We start from the raw sequence: 17,671 nt of genomic DNA on the forward strand, positions 1-17,671 counted from the left end.
TTAGTAATCCTTTCTATTTTCAAGCACAGTAATTCGAGTTTCATGGTTATCAAGTCGACTGTCGTGATCTACAACTTCTTTTTTGACTTCGTCTGATTGTTGTTTAGTCAAATCAAGGGTAATATTCAAAAGTTTTATCTGTTCGGTTAAAGGCTCGACTGTATCTCTCAACGCTTTGTTGTTTTGGTCATTAATCTTTTTGGCCATCCGGTTATCAGGCTCAACTACCAAATATTTGTAAATTGCGATTAAAAATCCAAAAATGACTGTAATTGAGGCAACAACACTTGCAAAATCTGCCAAATTATCAAAAAAGATATCCATAGGCTACACCTCAGTATCTGTAACCTTTTGACTCAATAATTCCAAAACACAGTCCCTTAAATTAAACAATTTTGGTACTTCCTCAAAAGTACAGATTCCATTTGCAACTCGACGATACCATACGTCAACAATTAAATAATCTTTAGTAAATTTCATAGTAATTTCTCCTTTTTTAAACATAAAAAATAGTGTAACGATTGTATTTAAAGCATGTTCCATTAAACTGTACCTGAAGTCATCAATGTCGAAGTAACCAATTCTGTTAATTCGACAACAGCTTTGTCGACTTTAGCCTGCATATCAATTGTTGCTTGTGTCATCTTAGCTATTGATGCATCAGCCTCTGTTATTTTTTTTGCTAAAGCTTCTTTATCAGCTTTAAGCAATTCAATGTCTTTAACAGACTCTAAAATTGCAAAATCAACAACATTTTCTTTTGCGAATGTATCAAGTACCAATTTGATTAGTTCTTGATTATCTTTTTCTACGTAATCACCAATTAAAATTTGAGGTAAGTATGTTCCATCGTCAGCTTGCAGACGTACATCAGTTTTGACAACAACGCCATCCTGATAAATACCATAAGGTTTTCCGATTACAGTCCATTGCTTCATTCTAGTCACCTTCCTTTTCTTCTCTCAATTGATTAATTTCTGATTGCAAATGCTTTACTTGTGCTTCCAATGTTGCTTTATCAAGTGCAAGCTGTGCAATTTGTAAAGCTAAATTTGATTTGATTTGTTCGTCCATTATATTTCTCCTTCTATGAGATAACTGCTGCCCATGAGCCTACATTACCGATTCGATTAGCTATGTCTTTTAGTATATAACCCAAACGTTGGCCTTTAATATACATTTCATTAATGTACATTTCATCAACAGGATTCAGAGATGTTCCAATCATTGCTTTATACGTATCCTGATATGTCGTATTTGGTCTAAAAACATACTGGTTATTCAAACCATTAATATTTTCAAATACCCAGCCTCTATCACTAGAATTCGCTGAATGCGCAATTTTTAAAATATCTGATGAAATTTCAATTCTGTCTACAACGCTGTCACCAGTTCCACTTCCACCAGCGTAGATATTGATGCCAGTAAAACCACCATCTAAATTATTTTCCGTTCGCAATCGATTAGTGCCAATTGATGTAATAGCAGCTGTCAAATTTGATTTTGTGCCGGAACCAATAATTCTATAATTGTTGTCATTGGGTTGAGTACCAGTACTGAATTTAATAAATTGATTTGGTAAATCAGCAGTTACTCTTCTGATTGCTGGGTTATCATTGTACATTTCTGTTGTACCATTATTCAAATCAATCGACATCGCACCATTTAATGCGGTTAAAACGCCACCTTTAATAAGACCTCCAGAAATCTGACCTGAAGTAATGTTACTCGCATTTAAATTAATTACTGATATTTTATTTGCATCAATGGTACCACCTATAATTTTATCAGCTGTCAAATCCTTAATCATTGCATTAGTAATAATACCGTTGTCAATTAATGTCTGACCGGTGATTTTAACATACTTACCATCAATTTTTACTGTGCCATCGGTTAGATTGATTTGACTAAGGATTGAACCATTTGATGTTAAGTTTTTAACCGCCCAGCTATTGGATGTTTGGGTAACTGTCGTTTGAATTGATGATATTTGATCGTCAAGTTCTTTTTTAGATTTGCTAAATGCTGATGATATTGTTCCTGTTTCTAACTTAACATTATCAAGCGCTAATATTGCATTTGATGAAAAACCATAACCGTAGATTAAAAATGAAAATGTCTTACTAAAATCACAGTTATCCTTGTTAAACGGAACTTTAACAGAGTATCTGTTCCAAGATCCAGAAGTTATTAAGTTGACTGTAAATTGCCCGGCGTGGAAATTCGCTGTACCAGTCAATTTGTTAACATAATAAAAACCACCAAATAATTTAGCACCGGATAGATCAGCATATGCATCAAACGAAAGAATAAAATCATCTGTTGAATCAGGAAAATCTGACATTATTGTTTTTCCTATTGATTGATTTATTGCTTTCCAATTCCTTGATCCGTCAGATTCATTGAAAATTACAACATTATTTCGACCGGCAAACGAACCACTATATGAATGAAAAGATGTTACTGGATTCGGAATTCCACCATTATAAGTCGACCAATATTTAGGACCTTGTGAATAAGTAACTCCACCAACAGTAAAAGATGTTTTATTTTCTAATAATTCAAAATCAGCATTTAACAACAGATTATTTCCACCAACAGATAGATTTTGAACTGTTGTTACAAGTCCATCAGCAGTCTGTGTGACTGTCGATAACCTACCGTCAATACTGCTTACTGACGATTGGATAGAGTCTACTCTTTGAATTGTAGTCGTTAAAGATATTCCCTGCTGACCAATTTGTTGAGTGTGACTATCTACTGTATCTTTTACTGTGTTGTATTTGATAGTTAATCCATCTGTGACAGCTTTGAGGTCTTCGGGAGCTTGAGACCACTCTGTGTTAAGATTGCCAGCGTATAAAGCAGGTAAAGCGATAGACACGCTGTTAACACTATCCCAATTCCTTCCGACAATTACTTCCTTTGGAATTTTTTCCGTATCGTCTTTTGGAGCTCTGAGAGTCCATTTTATCCAATATCGTTTCCACTCATTCGTTAATGAGATATTTATGGACCCATCAGAACCGGTAGGTCTATCATTTACAACCCCTTGGGACGAAACCGATTTTATTGTCGTGTTAGGTGCGTAAAAATAACAAGTCACATTATGACTGACAGCCGTTGATTTTGCGTAAAAAGAAACAATATACTCTAATTCGTCAGGAACAATGCTCATTTTTTGTCTAAAAGCATCTTTGTAGCTACCAGATTGACCCAACGCTGAAACAACAGAACCACCCATGTATGTCTCTGAAGTCTTATTTGCTGATGTATAAGGTATATTGTCCATTGATTTTGTATTAACCAATAGGTTACGATTGCCTGAAAAAATCCCATCAACTAATCCTTCAACTCTCGTTATCTCACGACTAAAACTATCTGATGTCTCTTTGACTTTGTTATCCGTAATGACAGTTGCTTTGCTAGTAATGAGTGACTCGATATTAGTCTGAGATAATCGTGTACTAATCTCGTTAGCATTCTGCGTGATAGTCGTCTCAGCGCTAGACATTCGACCTGATAAGTTATTTACTGTTAACTGACTTGCTTTTGTGGCAATATCATTTTTATTTTGAGTAACTTGTGTTTGTAGACTGCTGATCGTTCCATCGACAGATTGTTTATTTTCTGCAATGTGGGCTGTATTCTGATCGATAGTCTGCTTGTAGTTAGTTAATGTCTGAGTAATCTCATTATCTTTGTTAACTAATGCAGTGTAATCAGTTTGTAGACCTTTTACAGTTCCATCAATTTGAGTTAGTTGTTGAGATGTTGCAGAGTAATGTTCGCCTTCTGTTTTAGACAAAGCGGACATCTGATCAGTTAATTTTTTAGACTCACTAACTATGTTAGACAAGGCAACACTCGCGGTATCCTTAGCAGCATCAGCTGTTGATTTAACTTGACTTATTAGCTCATCTTGACTGACATTTTTTGCAACAATTGCATTATATTGTTCTTCGTCTAGCGCCCCGTCTTTACCTTGATATGTATACTTTATATCGATAGTATCAGGAACATTTTTATCAGTATATGATAGTGTTGTTTTTGACCAAAGCACCTCTCCCTGACCGACAGCTGGCCTGCTATCTGACCAATTTACAGGTTGGGTTGATATTGATGTTGTCTTGCCATATGTGACTTTTCCTGACTCAATGCCATTCCCTTTTTCGCCGTCACTAACATTGATAAATGTTAACTCTTTGCTAAATGTAATTGCATCAGTGACATCAACCTCAAGCCTCAAATTTAACTTGCCATCTGTCAGCATGTCAGGCTTTATTGTCACTTCTAAGCCATTTGATAATAGTTGAGTGCCATTGTACCATCTTTGACCAATGACAGCAGCATCCAATCCATTCTTTTTAAAATTGAATGATACTATTGATGCCCCAGTGTTGTTTTTAAAAACTTGTCCGGCAGTTGTATTAAATGTAATATCATAACTTGCAGGTGTCTCAATACTTTCTTGTAAAGCAAGACCTTGAGCAGAAATTTTGGATGATAATCGTTTGAAATTAGCAAATGAGACTTCATTTTCCTCAGTTAGTAAATCCCATACAATTTTAACAACACGCAAAGTTCCCAAAAGCCCATATCTACCAACACCTTTATGATTCAAAATTACAGTATCTCCAATTTCAACATCAAAAGACCCTGCAACCTCAATGGTTTCTTTTGCATAACAATTGTTTTTTATCCATTTGTATGACTCAGACTCAAGTTTATCTAATGAATCAGTATCAAAATTTTGTTTCCAAACTAACCATTTGTCATTAGATAATACACGAGTTGTTTCTTCGGCAGCAATAACAGCATAAATTCTGCCATCTTTTTGTTCAAATTCAACTCTACCATCATTATTTCTCCAGGTTTTTCCGCTATTGCCTAACCTCAACCCATCTTTTCCTGTTGGTTCAATAGCTGTTCTTATAGTTGTTGAATCAACCGATCTGCTAATGTTGTTAGTGTTATCAATATTGAGTTCTAAATCTCTTCTATTTCTACCAACACCTTGAATTTTTTCACCATCATTTGCTTTATAGATATTTAGAATTAGTTTGTCAAACTCACCATTTCTTTTTTGTCTAATTTCAAATTGACACTCACCATCAAAGTTATTGATTAGAGAGATGAGTCTTTTGTATTTCATCTCTTCACCTGTATATTCAACAACTCTGCTGCTGCTTGCTAGTTCATTGACACCTATTTCAAAGTTAGCATATGGCAAAATCTCCATTGCTACTAAATGCTGTACAATAGTCCTTGATGGTTGTTTTTCATATGCTAAACAGTTCTCATTTAGCATTTCTAGATTGAAATAATCACCTAAAATGCTGATGGAATTGGTTTTGACATCTTCTTTGAATTTTACGATATTAAATCTATAAAATTTGCCTCTAAATCTAAATGCAAGATAGCCATTTTCTTTGATCCCCCACCATTCACCTGTTTCTTTTGAAAATTCAAACTCAACATAATGAGTTGCCTCTTCAAAATATGATGATAATGATGCCTTTTTAATTTTGATAGCATTTAACAATTGATTGTCAGCAGTTGCTGTTTCAATCATATTCTTATCATAAAAAGTAATCTGCACTATCTATACCTCTTTCTGTATTTGATGTTTACTGATGGCAATGATGTCAACCAGCTAGAATAATATAATTTCATCGTTGAGATACCAGGTGGCAACTTGATATATTCTGAACCCAATACAGTTTGTTCAGGCATTCCATCAACTGTCACTTTTCCTATCTCATTATCAAGTATGATTTTTGAAAATTTTGTATATCTATTTGGAACATCTCTAATACCAGGAACATGATGTTTTTGCCACATAAAATCAGATACAAACATATCAGTAACTTGTGATTTATTAGCATATTTGAGCAAGAATACACTTACTTTTGCGCTCTTTTTACCTTTTAAATAATCAGATTGATGATTTGAATAACCTCTCTCATAAAATGTAATGACATCATCATTTCTATACATTGCCATGTGTCCATTTGCATTCATAAATGGATTTTCTTTCAAAATATGACTAGCTAAAAATGTAGTTCTCTTTACAAAATCATATCCAACTGGGTTGTTAGGATTTGCAATCATACAATTGAACTCTGCGATGTTTGAGTTTGAACGTTTGATTGTCTCAACACCATATAGAAAATTGCCTGATGCATCAGAAACCATCACCTTGATTGCTGATTGTTGAGTTAGCATACCAGTATGGAAAACTTGTCTCCAATAAATTGTGTCAAATAATGTTCCTACCTCACCATTCAAATCAGCTTTTGCTGAAAATGTAAGTGATTGACCATTCAACCCATATCCTGCTGCTGTTCCTGGATTTGACAAATAAATCCAATCAACATCACTAGTTCCATTCGTCCTTTTAACAATACCCAATGTTCCTGTCTGTGATTGCATATTATCATTAGCAACACCAACACCCTGAGCACCTGTTGATAACATACCTTGAGCATTAAATGGTTTAAAATTGACCATCATTTCAGAATTTTGAACCTGAACTGTGTCAACTTCTTCAACATTACCAATTTCAAGGCTGCTGTTATCAACAGCAACCCCAACAAATCCATTTTCAGATGTGTTTGTCAATTCAATAATTGGTAATGCTAATGCTGAACCTTGATTGTCAAATTCAACAGTAACAATGTTATTTGATGTTGTTATCTTTTCAGATGGAATACTTTCATAAGATGTACTGTAGGCATAACCATCAAGAGTAACAAATGTAATATCGACATCTTGAAACCATGATATTTTATTTGATTCATCAAAAGGATCAATAACTTTTGCATAATAGAATAACTCAGGCTCATCAGAAAAAATCAACTCATGATAAGTATCAGACATTAAAATCTTTCTCAACTCACGTTTTTTCTGTTGCATTTCTCGACTACCTGATGTTTTCATCTTGACAGTCACCACAATTTCATGCTGATCTGCTCTGTCAATGTCAACCACTCTAAAAAATGATGACAAATCAACATTATTAAACTTAACTGTTAACTCACTCATGCAAATAATCCCTCAATCCTACCAATGTTTTCTTTAACTTCTTTTTGAACTTTGTAAGTCTCATTTTTCGTTGCTGTGGCAATAGTTTCACCGTTAACATCAATATGTGTTGGTTTCTCAACTGCTTTCTTAGCAATTTCCAGAGCTTTATTGATTAAGTTGTCATTTTTCTCTTTTTTAGCAGTAAGATCAGCCTTGATAGATTGCTCAGTGTTTGATTTAAGTTTAAGTTGACTTGACAATGTTCCGTTGCCTAAACCAATTAAGTCCTCTACATCAAACTTAAAGGATGACATCTCTTTTTGAACATAGGCTAGGCTATCTGTTACATCAGAAGTATTTTTCTCAATACCAACTGCAATACCTTGAGCGATATAACGGCCTATATTGTCCCTAAACAAGCGTGATGGTGAGTGAATTTTAGCCTTAGCTTGTGCTGCTCTCTCAGCTTGGGCAACTAGTGCATTAGCTGCAGCTGTTACTGCTCCAAGCGCTGAATACATACCTTGAGCCAAACCTTGGCCAATCATTGCACCAATACCACGCATAGCACCAACACCGCTCATTCCAGCAGAGTGCACTGCTGACATTAACGCATTCATTGCACTTGCAGCTGATCCAATGCCACCATTTATACCACTAGCTATATTTTGAGCTGTTTGTCTACCAATTCTAGTACCCTCAGCTTGCATCTGAGAGCCGACTGATCTAACAGTGCTCAAAATAGCCTGCATAGCTGATTGCACTGCACTCTGCATTGAAGTAAATGCGCTAGATACAAGTAAACAAGATGTCGCCACTTGATTAATCTGTGTAGCTGTCATATCTGCCATGGAACCAACTCTGATAAACGCTGTAGCAACTACGCTAAGTTGTGCTCCGAACATTAAAAATCCAGCAGATGCCATTGCTAACGCTGGTGTAATTGTCATAATTTGCATCTTCAACATTGCGATAGGTGCATTAACAACAGATAAACTTGATGCACTAGCAATAATCTGTGAAGAAAATGTACTAAAACCAGCAGATGCCGACATTAAAACAGAAGGTATTGTACTGATTGAAGCTTGTAACGTAGTAATAGCTGATGATATTCCAGTCATTCCAGCAAGAGCCATTGTTGAACTTGTTGCAAGCATTGTCATTCCTGTTGCTAATTGTGTCATGCTTGAGCCAACTATTGCCAAACCAGCTCCACTAGCTGAAATTTTACCTAAACCAACTGCAACTGCTGTAAGAGATGCAGCCATATCACCAAATCTTGTATTGGTAATCATAACAACACCTTGAGCAAGAGACTTAAATCCTGTTCCTGCTTTCAGTGCAGCATTTCCAATACTTGTGATGACACCAGAGACACTATTCAATACACTAACAAATGCTCCGCTTACAGCTTCTACGACTGTTGAAACAGCAGTTGCTAATTTTTGAAGCGCAGGTGCGCAGATGTTTAAAGCTACACCAAATGCAGCGACACCAGCTGATGCAACTAATAATCCAGCTCCTAATAACACGGTAGCTGCTCCTGCCAATGCAGCTCCAACTGCTAAAGCTGTCAATCCTACTCCAGCAATTAACAATCCAGCTCCTGCCATCAATGCACCAACTCCAACCGAAAGCAAACCCGCAGAAAGAGAAATAAGAGCAATTGATGCACTAAGTCCATAGGTTGCAATAGTTGGCAACTGAGTTGCTAGCAACGCTATTCCTGCAGATGCAATTGCAATACCTGCTCCTATCATTAAAATAGCACCACCAAAAGCTAGTATTCCAACTGCTCCAGCTGTCAGAGCAGGAGCTAGAGCAGTAGCACCTGCCGCTAATAAAGCAATTCCTGCAGCAAAAGCAACCATAGCTATTTGGGCACCAGTCCCAGCTGAAGATAATTGAGTAGCTGCTTGAACGAGCACATATACTCCAGTCGCAGCCAAAAGAAAACCAGCTCCAACCATTAACACTCCAGCTCCCATTTTCATTACTGATACAGCAGCAGCACTTGCGGTTGTTCCAACAGCTGTATTTCCTGCACTCATTGCTGCACTTGCTCCAGCATTTGCAGCTTGTGCAACGGTCAAGCCGAATATATTCGCTATTAACGAAACTAGTGTTTTACCAAAATCAAATGCTGATTTTAGGGTGGTAGCTATTTTGATACCTTTTTTTAAGGCAAATAAACCAGTATTAAATGCTAACACTCCAGCAACTAAATTTCTAAAAACTCCAGGATCAATCTTAGAAATCCAGTTAGCAACACTTTCAATCTTTCCTGAAATCTGAACAAATGCGTCGCCAACAGCCGTAGCGAAACTTGTTATTTGCTCTTTATTGCCAGTTATTGATGAAACAATATGACTAATCGCTTTGCCAACAGCTCCTAACGCTGACTGTAAAGCTGATACAGCTCCAGTCCCTTTAAAAATAGAAAAGAATTGTTGTAATTTGGATGTGGCAGAAGAAACTGTACTAGCTATCTTGTTAATAACAGATTCTATATTGATACCATCTAAGAAAGTTCCGAGACCGCTAGCTAACTTGTCAAAATTAACCTTATCAATTGCAGAAGATAAGGCGTTAATTGCTTTAATACCAAATGCATTTACTTTATCAAAAGCAGGCATCAACTTATTTGATAGACTTTCTTTTGCTCCATCAATTGCCTGATCAACAGTTTTGAACTCAGTAGCCATTTTTTGAAAAGCGTCTGAGTTACCTGCACGTTCCATTGCTGCAAAGAAATCTTCAGTTTTTACTTTTCCATCATTTACTGCTGAAACTAGTTCAGCTGTTGTCATGCCCATTTCTTTAGCAACAGCAGCCATACCAGCAGGGGCTTGTTCCATCATTATTTTAAAATCCATCCAAGCAACCTTTGGTTTAGCCGCCATCTGAGTAGCTTGCACAGATAAAGACTTCATAGCTTGGGCTGGATTTTCTGCTGATGCTGCAAGTCCACCAAAGGCTTTAACCAAGCTACCAACATTCTTGGTCCCAACAGCATCTAACTGAGCGTATGTACTAGCCATATCAGACGCTGAGTAAATCGTCTTGGTTGCAAAGTCTTGCATTTCGGTCTTAGCTGCTTTGATTACCTCAGGAGAGCGCCCAAAAGCCTGCAAGTTTCCCTCAAAGGTCTTCCATGCTTTGGCAGAACTATTCAGCTCAGAAGCCATGTCACGTATACCGTTATTAACAGTACTTATGCCAGCTGTTAAAGCCGAACTAATAATATTAGCTCCTAAAACCGACTTAAAAACAGACCCAACCTTTGAGCCTGCTCCTTCTAATTGTCCAAAAAGTGATTTTAACTTACTGACGCCAGACTGAGCGTCAGAACCGTCCAAATCAACTTTGATTGTTACTGATCCATCTGCCATATATACCCCCTTTCTCTAGTAGTCGAAATCATTTGGTAGTGCATACTCTTTCTTGAGTTGTTTCATGCCTTCCTTGTACTTCTTACTATCGCCTTTCTGTGGCTTGTAAGAACGTATTTTAAGCACCTCAGCAAACTTAGTGTCGCTAGGTAACCCATTAAGTAGGGCATTAAATTTCTTCCAGTGCAACGTATTCTGTGCGTCAATCAAATCAATACCGTAAGCCTGCATGAATGATGAGTAGATGTACTCAGCGTCATACTTCAAACTAAAAAGACGCTCTCCGTCCTCTGATTGACTTTTAGAGCGTATCTTGCTTTTGATTGGATTTCCTGCTAAGTCTAATACTGGTGCACTATCTTTAGCTGGAATTATTCTGATGTGTTCCTCAAAAATCAGCTTGAAAATAGCCGTAGCTTGTTCAGGGCTCAAAGCATCTGTGAAATCAACATCAGTAAAAATCTGAATAGCTAGATATGGTTTATAAATATCATCAAACTCATCATCATTGATAAGCTCCATAACTTTCAAAACCTTGTTAAAAGCAATATTCATATTGTACACATCATCACCAATGACTAGCTCATCTGTCAATTTCCTTGATAAATCAAGCATATTAGTCACCTAGATATTTTTTAAGCGCATCCCCGTTGTTATTTTTTTCCCACTCTGACATAATCCCATTTACAGCTTCAAGTAAGTAAATCATGCAGTCAATTGTTGTACCTTCTGAGAATTTATAAACTTTTTCAAATGCATTTTCATCAAAAATCTCAGTCCATGATAATTTAACTAAATCGTGCAATGATTCAAATGCTTGATTGTCATCATCATTTACAGTTTCTGATAGTTTAGCACCTTCAGACTCTAATTTTTTACCAACTTCCGTCATTTTCTTAATGCTTTTATCGTTAGCAAGAAATTCAAGTTTGAACTCCCCAAAATCGACTGGAATTACATTACTACGCTTTTTAATTACTACCATTTATTTATCTCCTACTAAAAATCAAAAATAAAAAAGGGGAGCAATAACTCCCCTAAGTTGCTTTATCCACCAACTACAGCGGACTGTTTAGGTACTGTGTTCCAGCTGATAGTACATTCAAAGGCTTCAAATTCAGCAGCCTCACCGCCACCGATCTTGATTTCAGACACTGTGGCAACTCCTGAATATTGAGTCATGCCGTCGGGGTCAACTACCTTAAACCACACCTTGCGTTGGTCTCCAGTCAAGAAACGCATATCAGCAATGATTTTTTGCGCTTCATCTTCTTTGATGTAGTCACCCTCAAAGCTGTAACCGTACTTAACAGATGTAACCACTGTCTCAGGTGTGCCGTCACCGTTGTAGTAAGCTATGTCGTCTGTTTCTTCGTCATTCTCAACTTCTGCAGTTGTGACACCATCTGCAAGCCATTTCCAAGCATCAGTTAATGGCTCAGTAGTTGGATTTTCTGCTGACCAAGGCGCTACATAGTGTTTGCGCTTGGCGTTTTTCATTTTAGGCATTTAATTTCCTCCATCTGTTTCAATTTTTGCTGTGATGTCCAGCATATAAACATAAAAGCCTTGGTCATCACGGTCATTAAGAAATGGCTGTGAGACTTCAAGGCCTCTGAATTGATATGAATTATTTTGACTAGGTAGCTCAAGGTTAAAATCAGCAAGAGCACTATTGACAGCCCACAAAATACCACTTGTTTTTTGATGATCAGTAGTTTTTATTGCTACTTCAAAAAACAAGCTGATATCCTGTTTACCGTTTAGATACTCTTTTTCAACCTTGCCACCAGGTAAAGGATAAAGAACTAAGCCTTCAGTCTCTGACAAGTAATCAAGTCTACAAATCAGAGGCAGGCCTAGTGTGTTGATGAAATCTCTTAGGACTTCTGAAAAATCATTATTGTTCATGCTTTAACTCCCATTGCTCTAAGTCCGACTTTACCCCAATCCTTGACATGTAGAGCGGTTGCTTTTTTATCCCACCTTTTACCAGTTCCAGGTGTTGTATAACGCTTAAAAGTAAAGCTCTTGTGTTTGTTGTAGCTAGAGCCGTAAAACTGAGCTCTTGCATAAGGTCCAGGATAACGCACACTATCACCGCTAGCTTGAGCACTACCTCTCAGGTTTCCTTCTTTGGCAGGTGTGAATGGCGCCATATCAAGTATCATTTGGTTAGCGATTGCTAATTTACCTCTTGCTAGCGCTTGTGATGATACTTTCTTTTCTATACCTTTAAGGTCAACTTTTACAGATACTGTTGCTCCCATTAGATACACTCCAACTCATAACAGAAAATTTTCCCATTATGTGGATAACTGACAGGGACAATAGTAGTCACTCTGTACTCCGTCTGTCCGTCATTGATAATGGCATTTTCAAAAGACTTATCTAGGACTATTGGGCAATATTGAGGATACACAAACAAAAGGCTAGGTTTAGCCTCTTTGCGGTTGTTCTGGGTGCCTTGCACTTGATACTGCCTATCAAACCTAACAGGACTAAGCGTGACTGGGCTCTCTAACATTACTTTTCCCCATGCGTCTTTTTCCTCTGTGGTTTTCTGGATAGTCACAGTATCGACCAAAAGTCGCTTATCAATACCTGTCATAACCTACCCCTCTAAAGCCAAATCCTGCTCCTTTCAGAGCGTTCAAAGCGTCAAGTGATAAATTATACCTAGCACTCTCTAAAGAGGTTTTAGAGGTGTCCTTGTAGCTCACTGAGGTACGCCCAAGCGATACACTAGCCACTGACTGCTTATCATCAGCCGTCAGGATACCGCTAGTGTCCAAATAGACTACTTGGAAAGCTACAGCCAATTTGACCGCTTGCTTTCTGTGCTCAATCTCTTTCTCAAAGTCTACAAAATCATAGAACCCATTAAGAAAGAGGTTGATAGACACCTCCGCTCTCTTTAGCAGTTTTTCAAAGTCATTGACTTCATCAAAGCCAAAATCCTTAAATTCATCTTTGGTTAAATAAGCGATAGTAACCACCTCCAATTAAAAAAGGCGGTGTTACTTATCCGCCTTTGTTGCTTTTTCTTCCTTGTCAACACGTTCAAAGAATGGGCTGAGTTCAGGGTGTGTAACTGCCCCCTTAGCGTTAAGTTCCTCAGCTTTCTTTACTTCCATGTCGTACTCAACATTTTCATCAAAATGTGTTTCTTTGCCATCAACGACAAAGACAACGTTTGATGTTGCTTTGAATTTAGCCATTTTTTATTATTCCTCCACTTCGTAGCCTTGGTTTTCAAAGGCTGAAATCATGATAGGGTCAGAGAGGGTGAAAGACACCCCGCCCTTGGTCAAGGTAACAGACTTTTTGACAGAAACTGTTTCCACCACTTCCTCTGTGGTTTCCTCAGTTACTTCTTGCTTTTCCACCACTTCCTCTGTGGTTTCCTCAGTTTTCTTTCTAGCCATTACTTAGCCTCCCTTATGCTGATTTGTGAACGTAGATAGCTTTTTTCTTGTTGTCAAGAACAAAAGCGTCATAACGGATACGACCCTCAACAAGTTTACCGTTAATTCCTGGTGGGTTGTCGTGGATTTTGTAATCTTCCAACTTAACAGGAGATGTAGTAGCCACTGGGTGAGCAATCACGAACTCTACATTTTGTGGCAAGCGTGATGTTGGTGTCAAGACAACTGGCAAGCCGTCAATCATACCTACTTGACCTTTGATAGTGATTTCTTGGCCAAGGTCAGAGTTCTTCACAAATGTTGGGTCAAGTTTGATAAGTTTGTAGAACTTAGGAGACACATGCAAGACACGACCAGCTACAGGAATAAAAGCGTCTGTAAGAGCTACCTGACCATCTAGGACAGCCTCATAAGCGTCATCTTTAGTAATAGCCGCTGTCTTAACATGTTCAGGAGCTGCACCTGCTACGATTGTTGCAAAGCGGTAGGTATCAACCTCAGGGATAACAACCTCTGACAGTTGACGTGCAAGAGCCTTACCAGCCTCCATAACACCATTAGTATCTTGTTCAGATTTCTTATCAATTGTAAATGTAAATGAACGGTCTTTGGTTAAAACCATAGTTTGAACTGTATTACCAAGTTCTTCTGCAGTACCATAGCGATTAACTCCTGATGTTGTGTAATCGTTCATTTTTGATGTTGGCACAGAATACACTTTTACAGTATCAACACCAGTAAAATCAAAATCCTGGTTGATAATTCCTGTTGAAAGTGCTTCTTTTGCAAAGCGCTCATCAACTTTAGTGTCAAATTTAGATGCGTAATTTACTACCATGTAATACTTCCTTCTTTCTCTTAAATACTGTCAAAGCCTGCAAACAAGGCTTTATCTTCTTCACTCAGGTTAGATCCTGAGTCTGCTGACGGATTTCCAATTGCGGTAATTTTTGGTGTTGGTTCTGTTTCGTTTTGGACTTGGAAAAGATATGGACTTGACTCTCTAAGGTTGTTGATTGTTTCTTCTAAAACAGGTTTACCATCTTCTCCTATTTCGATTTTGTCTAAGTCGATAAACTTCATCAAATCTTCTGAGTTGTAAGCTCCAACATCTTTAAGTGCTAAAGCTACCGCATTTGTTTTTTGAATTTGAGCAAGTTGCGTCTCGCTATCAGATTTGTAAGTATCAAATTGGCTCTTGATATCAGCTAATTGTTGTTTCAGCTCATCACTAGCACCTTCTTTGTCCTGCAAATCTTTAATAGTTTGAGTTTGTTGCTCAAGCTGTTGTTTCAATGTGTCGTTTTCTGCCTGTAACTCAGACTTAGCCTGTACTTTTGCATTTTCAATACCTGCACCGTACGCTTGCATGATATTATCCAGCACACTGTTATCTGTTATACCTGCGTCAACCAACATCTCACGTTTAAGGCTCATACCTTAACTCCTTTGTTTTACGTCACGAGGGACTGAGATACAGACACTTTTACGCCATATCCAGGGCAAAATAAAAAACCGTTCTAATGTACGGTTCAAGACATAGATATAAGATCACGCTCCTTTCAGTTTTCAGACGGTTTCAAGGTTGTAATCTCCTTTCTAAATTATTTCCAAAATTGCCAAAACGGCCTTTTATTGGTTAAATCATTCAAAACATAGTCTTGCAACTCAGCTAGAGCTTCAGAAAGTGCATGAGTCAGTTCTTGCTGATCAATTAATGCTTTACGTAAGCTTGTAAACTCTTTGTTAGTTGCTAGTGCGTTTCGAGACTGTACAATTTCAATATCAAGTATTTCTTTATTTAGAACTTTGTAGTTTTTATTTAAAATTTTGATTGTTTGTTCAAGCTCTAGCTTCTTTTTTAATCGTTTATTCATAACAACTCCTATTTTTGAGCATGAAAAAAGCACCTAGTTTTAACTAAGTGCTAATAACTTCAATTTGCTTAATACTACTTTCTGGATATGAGTGGTCTTCTATGACGATTTCATCATCACCATCTAAATCAACTCCATCATACCAATCAAGCACCTTTCCAATGACAGAGGTGCCATCAACTAATACTAGGCGGACTGTTTTATTTATATATTCCCATAATTTCATTGAGTACCTCCTTCTTTGTTATCGCTTGGCATTTTTGGCACTAGGTGAGTAGTTGCTTTGGAAATGTGGATAGTAAACTCAACTGTCTCTGTTGGATAAGCTCCATCTAGGTCTGAACGACTATATGCAACACCACTCTTAGTGTCAATCTTGATAATAGAGCTATACTGCCCTTTCTGACGCTTGACTATTGTACCGTCCAGGTAATTGTCATTGATAATCTTCTGGACAGTATCATTGTCTACCGTGATATAACCAGGTATTGGCTTGTTTTTACTCTTATTGCTTGAGACATAATCAGCATAGGCCTTGTGGTCTTTGGCGTGTCTATTTTGCTTATCCTGATTGATAACCAAAGATAGCTCGCCGTTGTTGATTTGCTCTTGCAGGTCAGACTTGAGTAATACTTGCCTGTACCCTCTAGTGTTATTATACCCCATTTTCTTAAATTCTGACAATGATTTTGGTGCTCTCCCCCCTAAAAGTTCCTTGGCTCGCTCATATTCCTTAGTCACTTTTTCCTGGCGTGCCCTAAGCTCAATATCTTTCTTAGCCTTGGTAAATGGGTCATCATAGTACTTCTCTCTGGCATAATCACGGTGTAGGAATGGGTTCTGTCTGAGATAGTCTCTCATAGATCCCTGTTGTATCCTTACTCTGTTCTTATACTTGTCTATCAGTTCTTGGTCTCCTAGCTTTTCTGCTACGTGGAGGAACTCTTTAGACTGCCTGATAGACCGCTCTAGGGCCCTCTGTTTAGCCTGTACGTTGGCATTTTCTATAGCCTGCTCAGGCGTTAGGTCTTTCAGCTCATCAGGCAAATCAGGCTTATAGTTAGCACCGACAACAAAAGGCGTGATTTCATGAGTACAGTTAATACCCAAGCAACCGCCAGCGGTTCCATATCCATAATCTGATAAGGCAAGGATACGCTCACCTTTTTCAGTTCTAGCAACTCCAGTAGTGACTATCTGATGTTGTAGAGGGGCGCACATTTCTCTTGCTGTAGATTTCTTTGAGTAGTAAAAGGTGTCTATACCCATTTCCTCAGCTGGAGCCATTCTAACCTCACGATAAACACGCCAAGCAGTTGACTTAATGACTTGCCTAGCGTAGGTGTCAGCTTTCCACCTCTTCCCTTGACTATCTGTAAAGCCATAAAAGCCTTTTTTAGCCCATTTCATGACAGTATCTGAAATAGCCTTGTCTGATGTTGCTAGACCTGTGACAACCTTTGCTGTGGCCTCTTCAATGATAGACTGATAAGCCCCCATCACGCTTTTTGGTAGCGTGGTATTGATAAGGTTATTTATGTCTCCAATTGTCTGATTGACATATGCTGCTAGATTTGTTTGAATGAGTGAGTTAGCCACAAAACTACCGCTACCAGTAGCCTCTAAAAGCTGCTGTTTGGTATCTTTGTAGATTTGGTAGCCCTCATTTTGGATAACATACCTAAGCTGTTCCTCAGCAATTCCTGAGCTGTCAGAAATGAGCTTGAGGTTATCCTCATTGAGTAGCCCCATCTCATTCATTTTCTCTAGTTGCCAAATGTATGGGTTATCATCAAGACTAGCAGAGCCACGCTCTTTGATACGGTCTATAACTTGGTCAAATAGATCCAGAGTAAGCTGATGATAGATGTCTGCAACCTGACTAGCGTCAAGCATAAGCTGCTCATCATTTAGTTTGATTGGTTTCTTCTTGTCATCAGCCATC

At 37.9% G+C, this 17,671-nt stretch carries 21 protein-coding genes; all 21 read right to left on the bottom strand.

Features of this window, described 5'->3' with window-relative positions; translation table 11 throughout:
• A complete protein-coding gene (locus STRUR_RS10035; RefSeq protein ID WP_006738968.1) occupies positions 1–324 on the bottom strand; it encodes a hypothetical protein in 324 nt (107 codons plus the stop codon).
• Positions 325–327: 3 nt separating this feature from the next.
• A complete protein-coding gene (locus STRUR_RS10040) occupies positions 328–480 on the bottom strand; it encodes a hypothetical protein (protein WP_006740385.1) in 153 nt (50 codons plus the stop codon).
• A 62-nt stretch (positions 481–542) separates the two neighbouring features.
• A complete protein-coding gene (locus tag STRUR_RS10045) occupies positions 543–938 on the bottom strand; it encodes a DUF1366 domain-containing protein (protein ID WP_006740170.1) in 396 nt (131 codons plus the stop codon).
• A 1-nt stretch (position 939) separates the two neighbouring features.
• The gene (locus tag STRUR_RS12030) at positions 940–1,074 is read right to left on the bottom strand and encodes a hypothetical protein (protein WP_006738497.1); all 135 of its coding nucleotides are present in this window, start codon (positions 1,072–1,074) and stop codon (positions 940–942) included.
• Between the two features lie 13 nt (positions 1,075–1,087).
• Positions 1,088–5,602: a gp58-like family protein gene (locus STRUR_RS11405; protein ID WP_006738499.1), complete on the bottom strand. Its 4,515-nt coding sequence runs from the start codon at positions 5,600–5,602 to the stop codon at positions 1,088–1,090.
• Positions 5,602–7,047 (bottom strand): distal tail protein Dit, encoded by a 1,446-nt coding sequence (locus STRUR_RS10060; RefSeq protein ID WP_006739373.1) that lies wholly within the window; start codon positions 7,045–7,047, stop codon positions 5,602–5,604. Before STRUR_RS10060 ends, STRUR_RS11405 begins: the two co-directional genes overlap by 1 nt.
• Positions 7,044–10,421 (bottom strand): tape measure protein, encoded by a 3,378-nt coding sequence (locus STRUR_RS10065; protein ID WP_006739602.1) that lies wholly within the window; start codon positions 10,419–10,421, stop codon positions 7,044–7,046. The genes STRUR_RS10060 and STRUR_RS10065 overlap by 4 nt, the downstream gene beginning before the upstream one ends.
• A gap of 15 nt (positions 10,422–10,436) precedes the next feature.
• A complete protein-coding gene (locus tag STRUR_RS10070) occupies positions 10,437–11,036 on the bottom strand; it encodes a Gp15 family bacteriophage protein (protein ID WP_006740224.1) in 600 nt (199 codons plus the stop codon).
• A gap of 1 nt (position 11,037) precedes the next feature.
• Positions 11,038–11,406 carry a hypothetical protein gene (locus STRUR_RS10075; protein WP_006739703.1) on the bottom strand — a complete coding sequence of 123 codons (369 nt, stop codon included), beginning with the start codon at positions 11,404–11,406 and terminating at the stop codon, positions 11,038–11,040.
• Between the two features lie 62 nt (positions 11,407–11,468).
• Positions 11,469–11,930 carry a phage tail tube protein gene (locus STRUR_RS10080; protein WP_006740168.1) on the bottom strand — a complete coding sequence of 154 codons (462 nt, stop codon included), beginning with the start codon at positions 11,928–11,930 and terminating at the stop codon, positions 11,469–11,471.
• Positions 11,931–12,332 carry a minor capsid protein gene (locus tag STRUR_RS10085; protein WP_006738546.1) on the bottom strand — a complete coding sequence of 134 codons (402 nt, stop codon included), beginning with the start codon at positions 12,330–12,332 and terminating at the stop codon, positions 11,931–11,933.
• A complete protein-coding gene (locus STRUR_RS10090; protein WP_006739147.1) occupies positions 12,329–12,691 on the bottom strand; it encodes a minor capsid protein in 363 nt (120 codons plus the stop codon). The genes STRUR_RS10085 and STRUR_RS10090 overlap by 4 nt, the downstream gene beginning before the upstream one ends.
• The gene (locus tag STRUR_RS10095; RefSeq protein ID WP_006739028.1) at positions 12,691–13,032 is read right to left on the bottom strand and encodes a putative minor capsid protein; all 342 of its coding nucleotides are present in this window, start codon (positions 13,030–13,032) and stop codon (positions 12,691–12,693) included. The genes STRUR_RS10090 and STRUR_RS10095 overlap by 1 nt, the downstream gene beginning before the upstream one ends.
• On the bottom strand, positions 13,019–13,426 hold the full coding sequence (locus tag STRUR_RS10100; protein WP_006739628.1) for a head-tail connector protein: 408 nt from the start codon (positions 13,424–13,426) through the stop codon (positions 13,019–13,021). Before STRUR_RS10100 ends, STRUR_RS10095 begins: the two co-directional genes overlap by 14 nt.
• Positions 13,427–13,441: 15 nt before the next feature.
• On the bottom strand, positions 13,442–13,642 hold the full coding sequence (locus STRUR_RS10105; protein WP_006738833.1) for a hypothetical protein: 201 nt from the start codon (positions 13,640–13,642) through the stop codon (positions 13,442–13,444).
• Positions 13,643–13,648: 6 nt separating this feature from the next.
• Positions 13,649–13,849, bottom strand: a complete 201-nt coding sequence (locus STRUR_RS10110) for a hypothetical protein (protein WP_006738516.1) — start codon at positions 13,847–13,849, stop codon at positions 13,649–13,651.
• 13 nt (positions 13,850–13,862) lie between these two features.
• Positions 13,863–14,687, bottom strand: coding sequence for a phage major capsid protein (locus tag STRUR_RS10115; RefSeq protein ID WP_006739785.1), 825 nt, complete (start codon positions 14,685–14,687; stop codon positions 13,863–13,865).
• 20 nt (positions 14,688–14,707) lie between these two features.
• On the bottom strand, positions 14,708–15,286 hold the full coding sequence (locus STRUR_RS10120; protein ID WP_006739341.1) for a phage scaffolding protein: 579 nt from the start codon (positions 15,284–15,286) through the stop codon (positions 14,708–14,710).
• Between the two features lie 167 nt (positions 15,287–15,453).
• Positions 15,454–15,726, bottom strand: coding sequence for a hypothetical protein (locus tag STRUR_RS10125; protein WP_006740156.1), 273 nt, complete (start codon positions 15,724–15,726; stop codon positions 15,454–15,456).
• Positions 15,727–15,769: 43 nt separating this feature from the next.
• A complete protein-coding gene (locus STRUR_RS10130) occupies positions 15,770–15,952 on the bottom strand; it encodes a hypothetical protein (protein ID WP_006739687.1) in 183 nt (60 codons plus the stop codon).
• Positions 15,949–17,670, bottom strand: a complete 1,722-nt coding sequence (locus STRUR_RS10135; protein ID WP_006738951.1) for a phage minor capsid protein — start codon at positions 17,668–17,670, stop codon at positions 15,949–15,951. Before STRUR_RS10135 ends, STRUR_RS10130 begins: the two co-directional genes overlap by 4 nt.
• Position 17,671: the final 1 nt, after the last annotated feature.

It is taken from the genome of Streptococcus urinalis 2285-97 (assembly GCF_000188055.2).
Taxonomy (GTDB): domain Bacteria; phylum Bacillota; class Bacilli; order Lactobacillales; family Streptococcaceae; genus Streptococcus; species Streptococcus urinalis.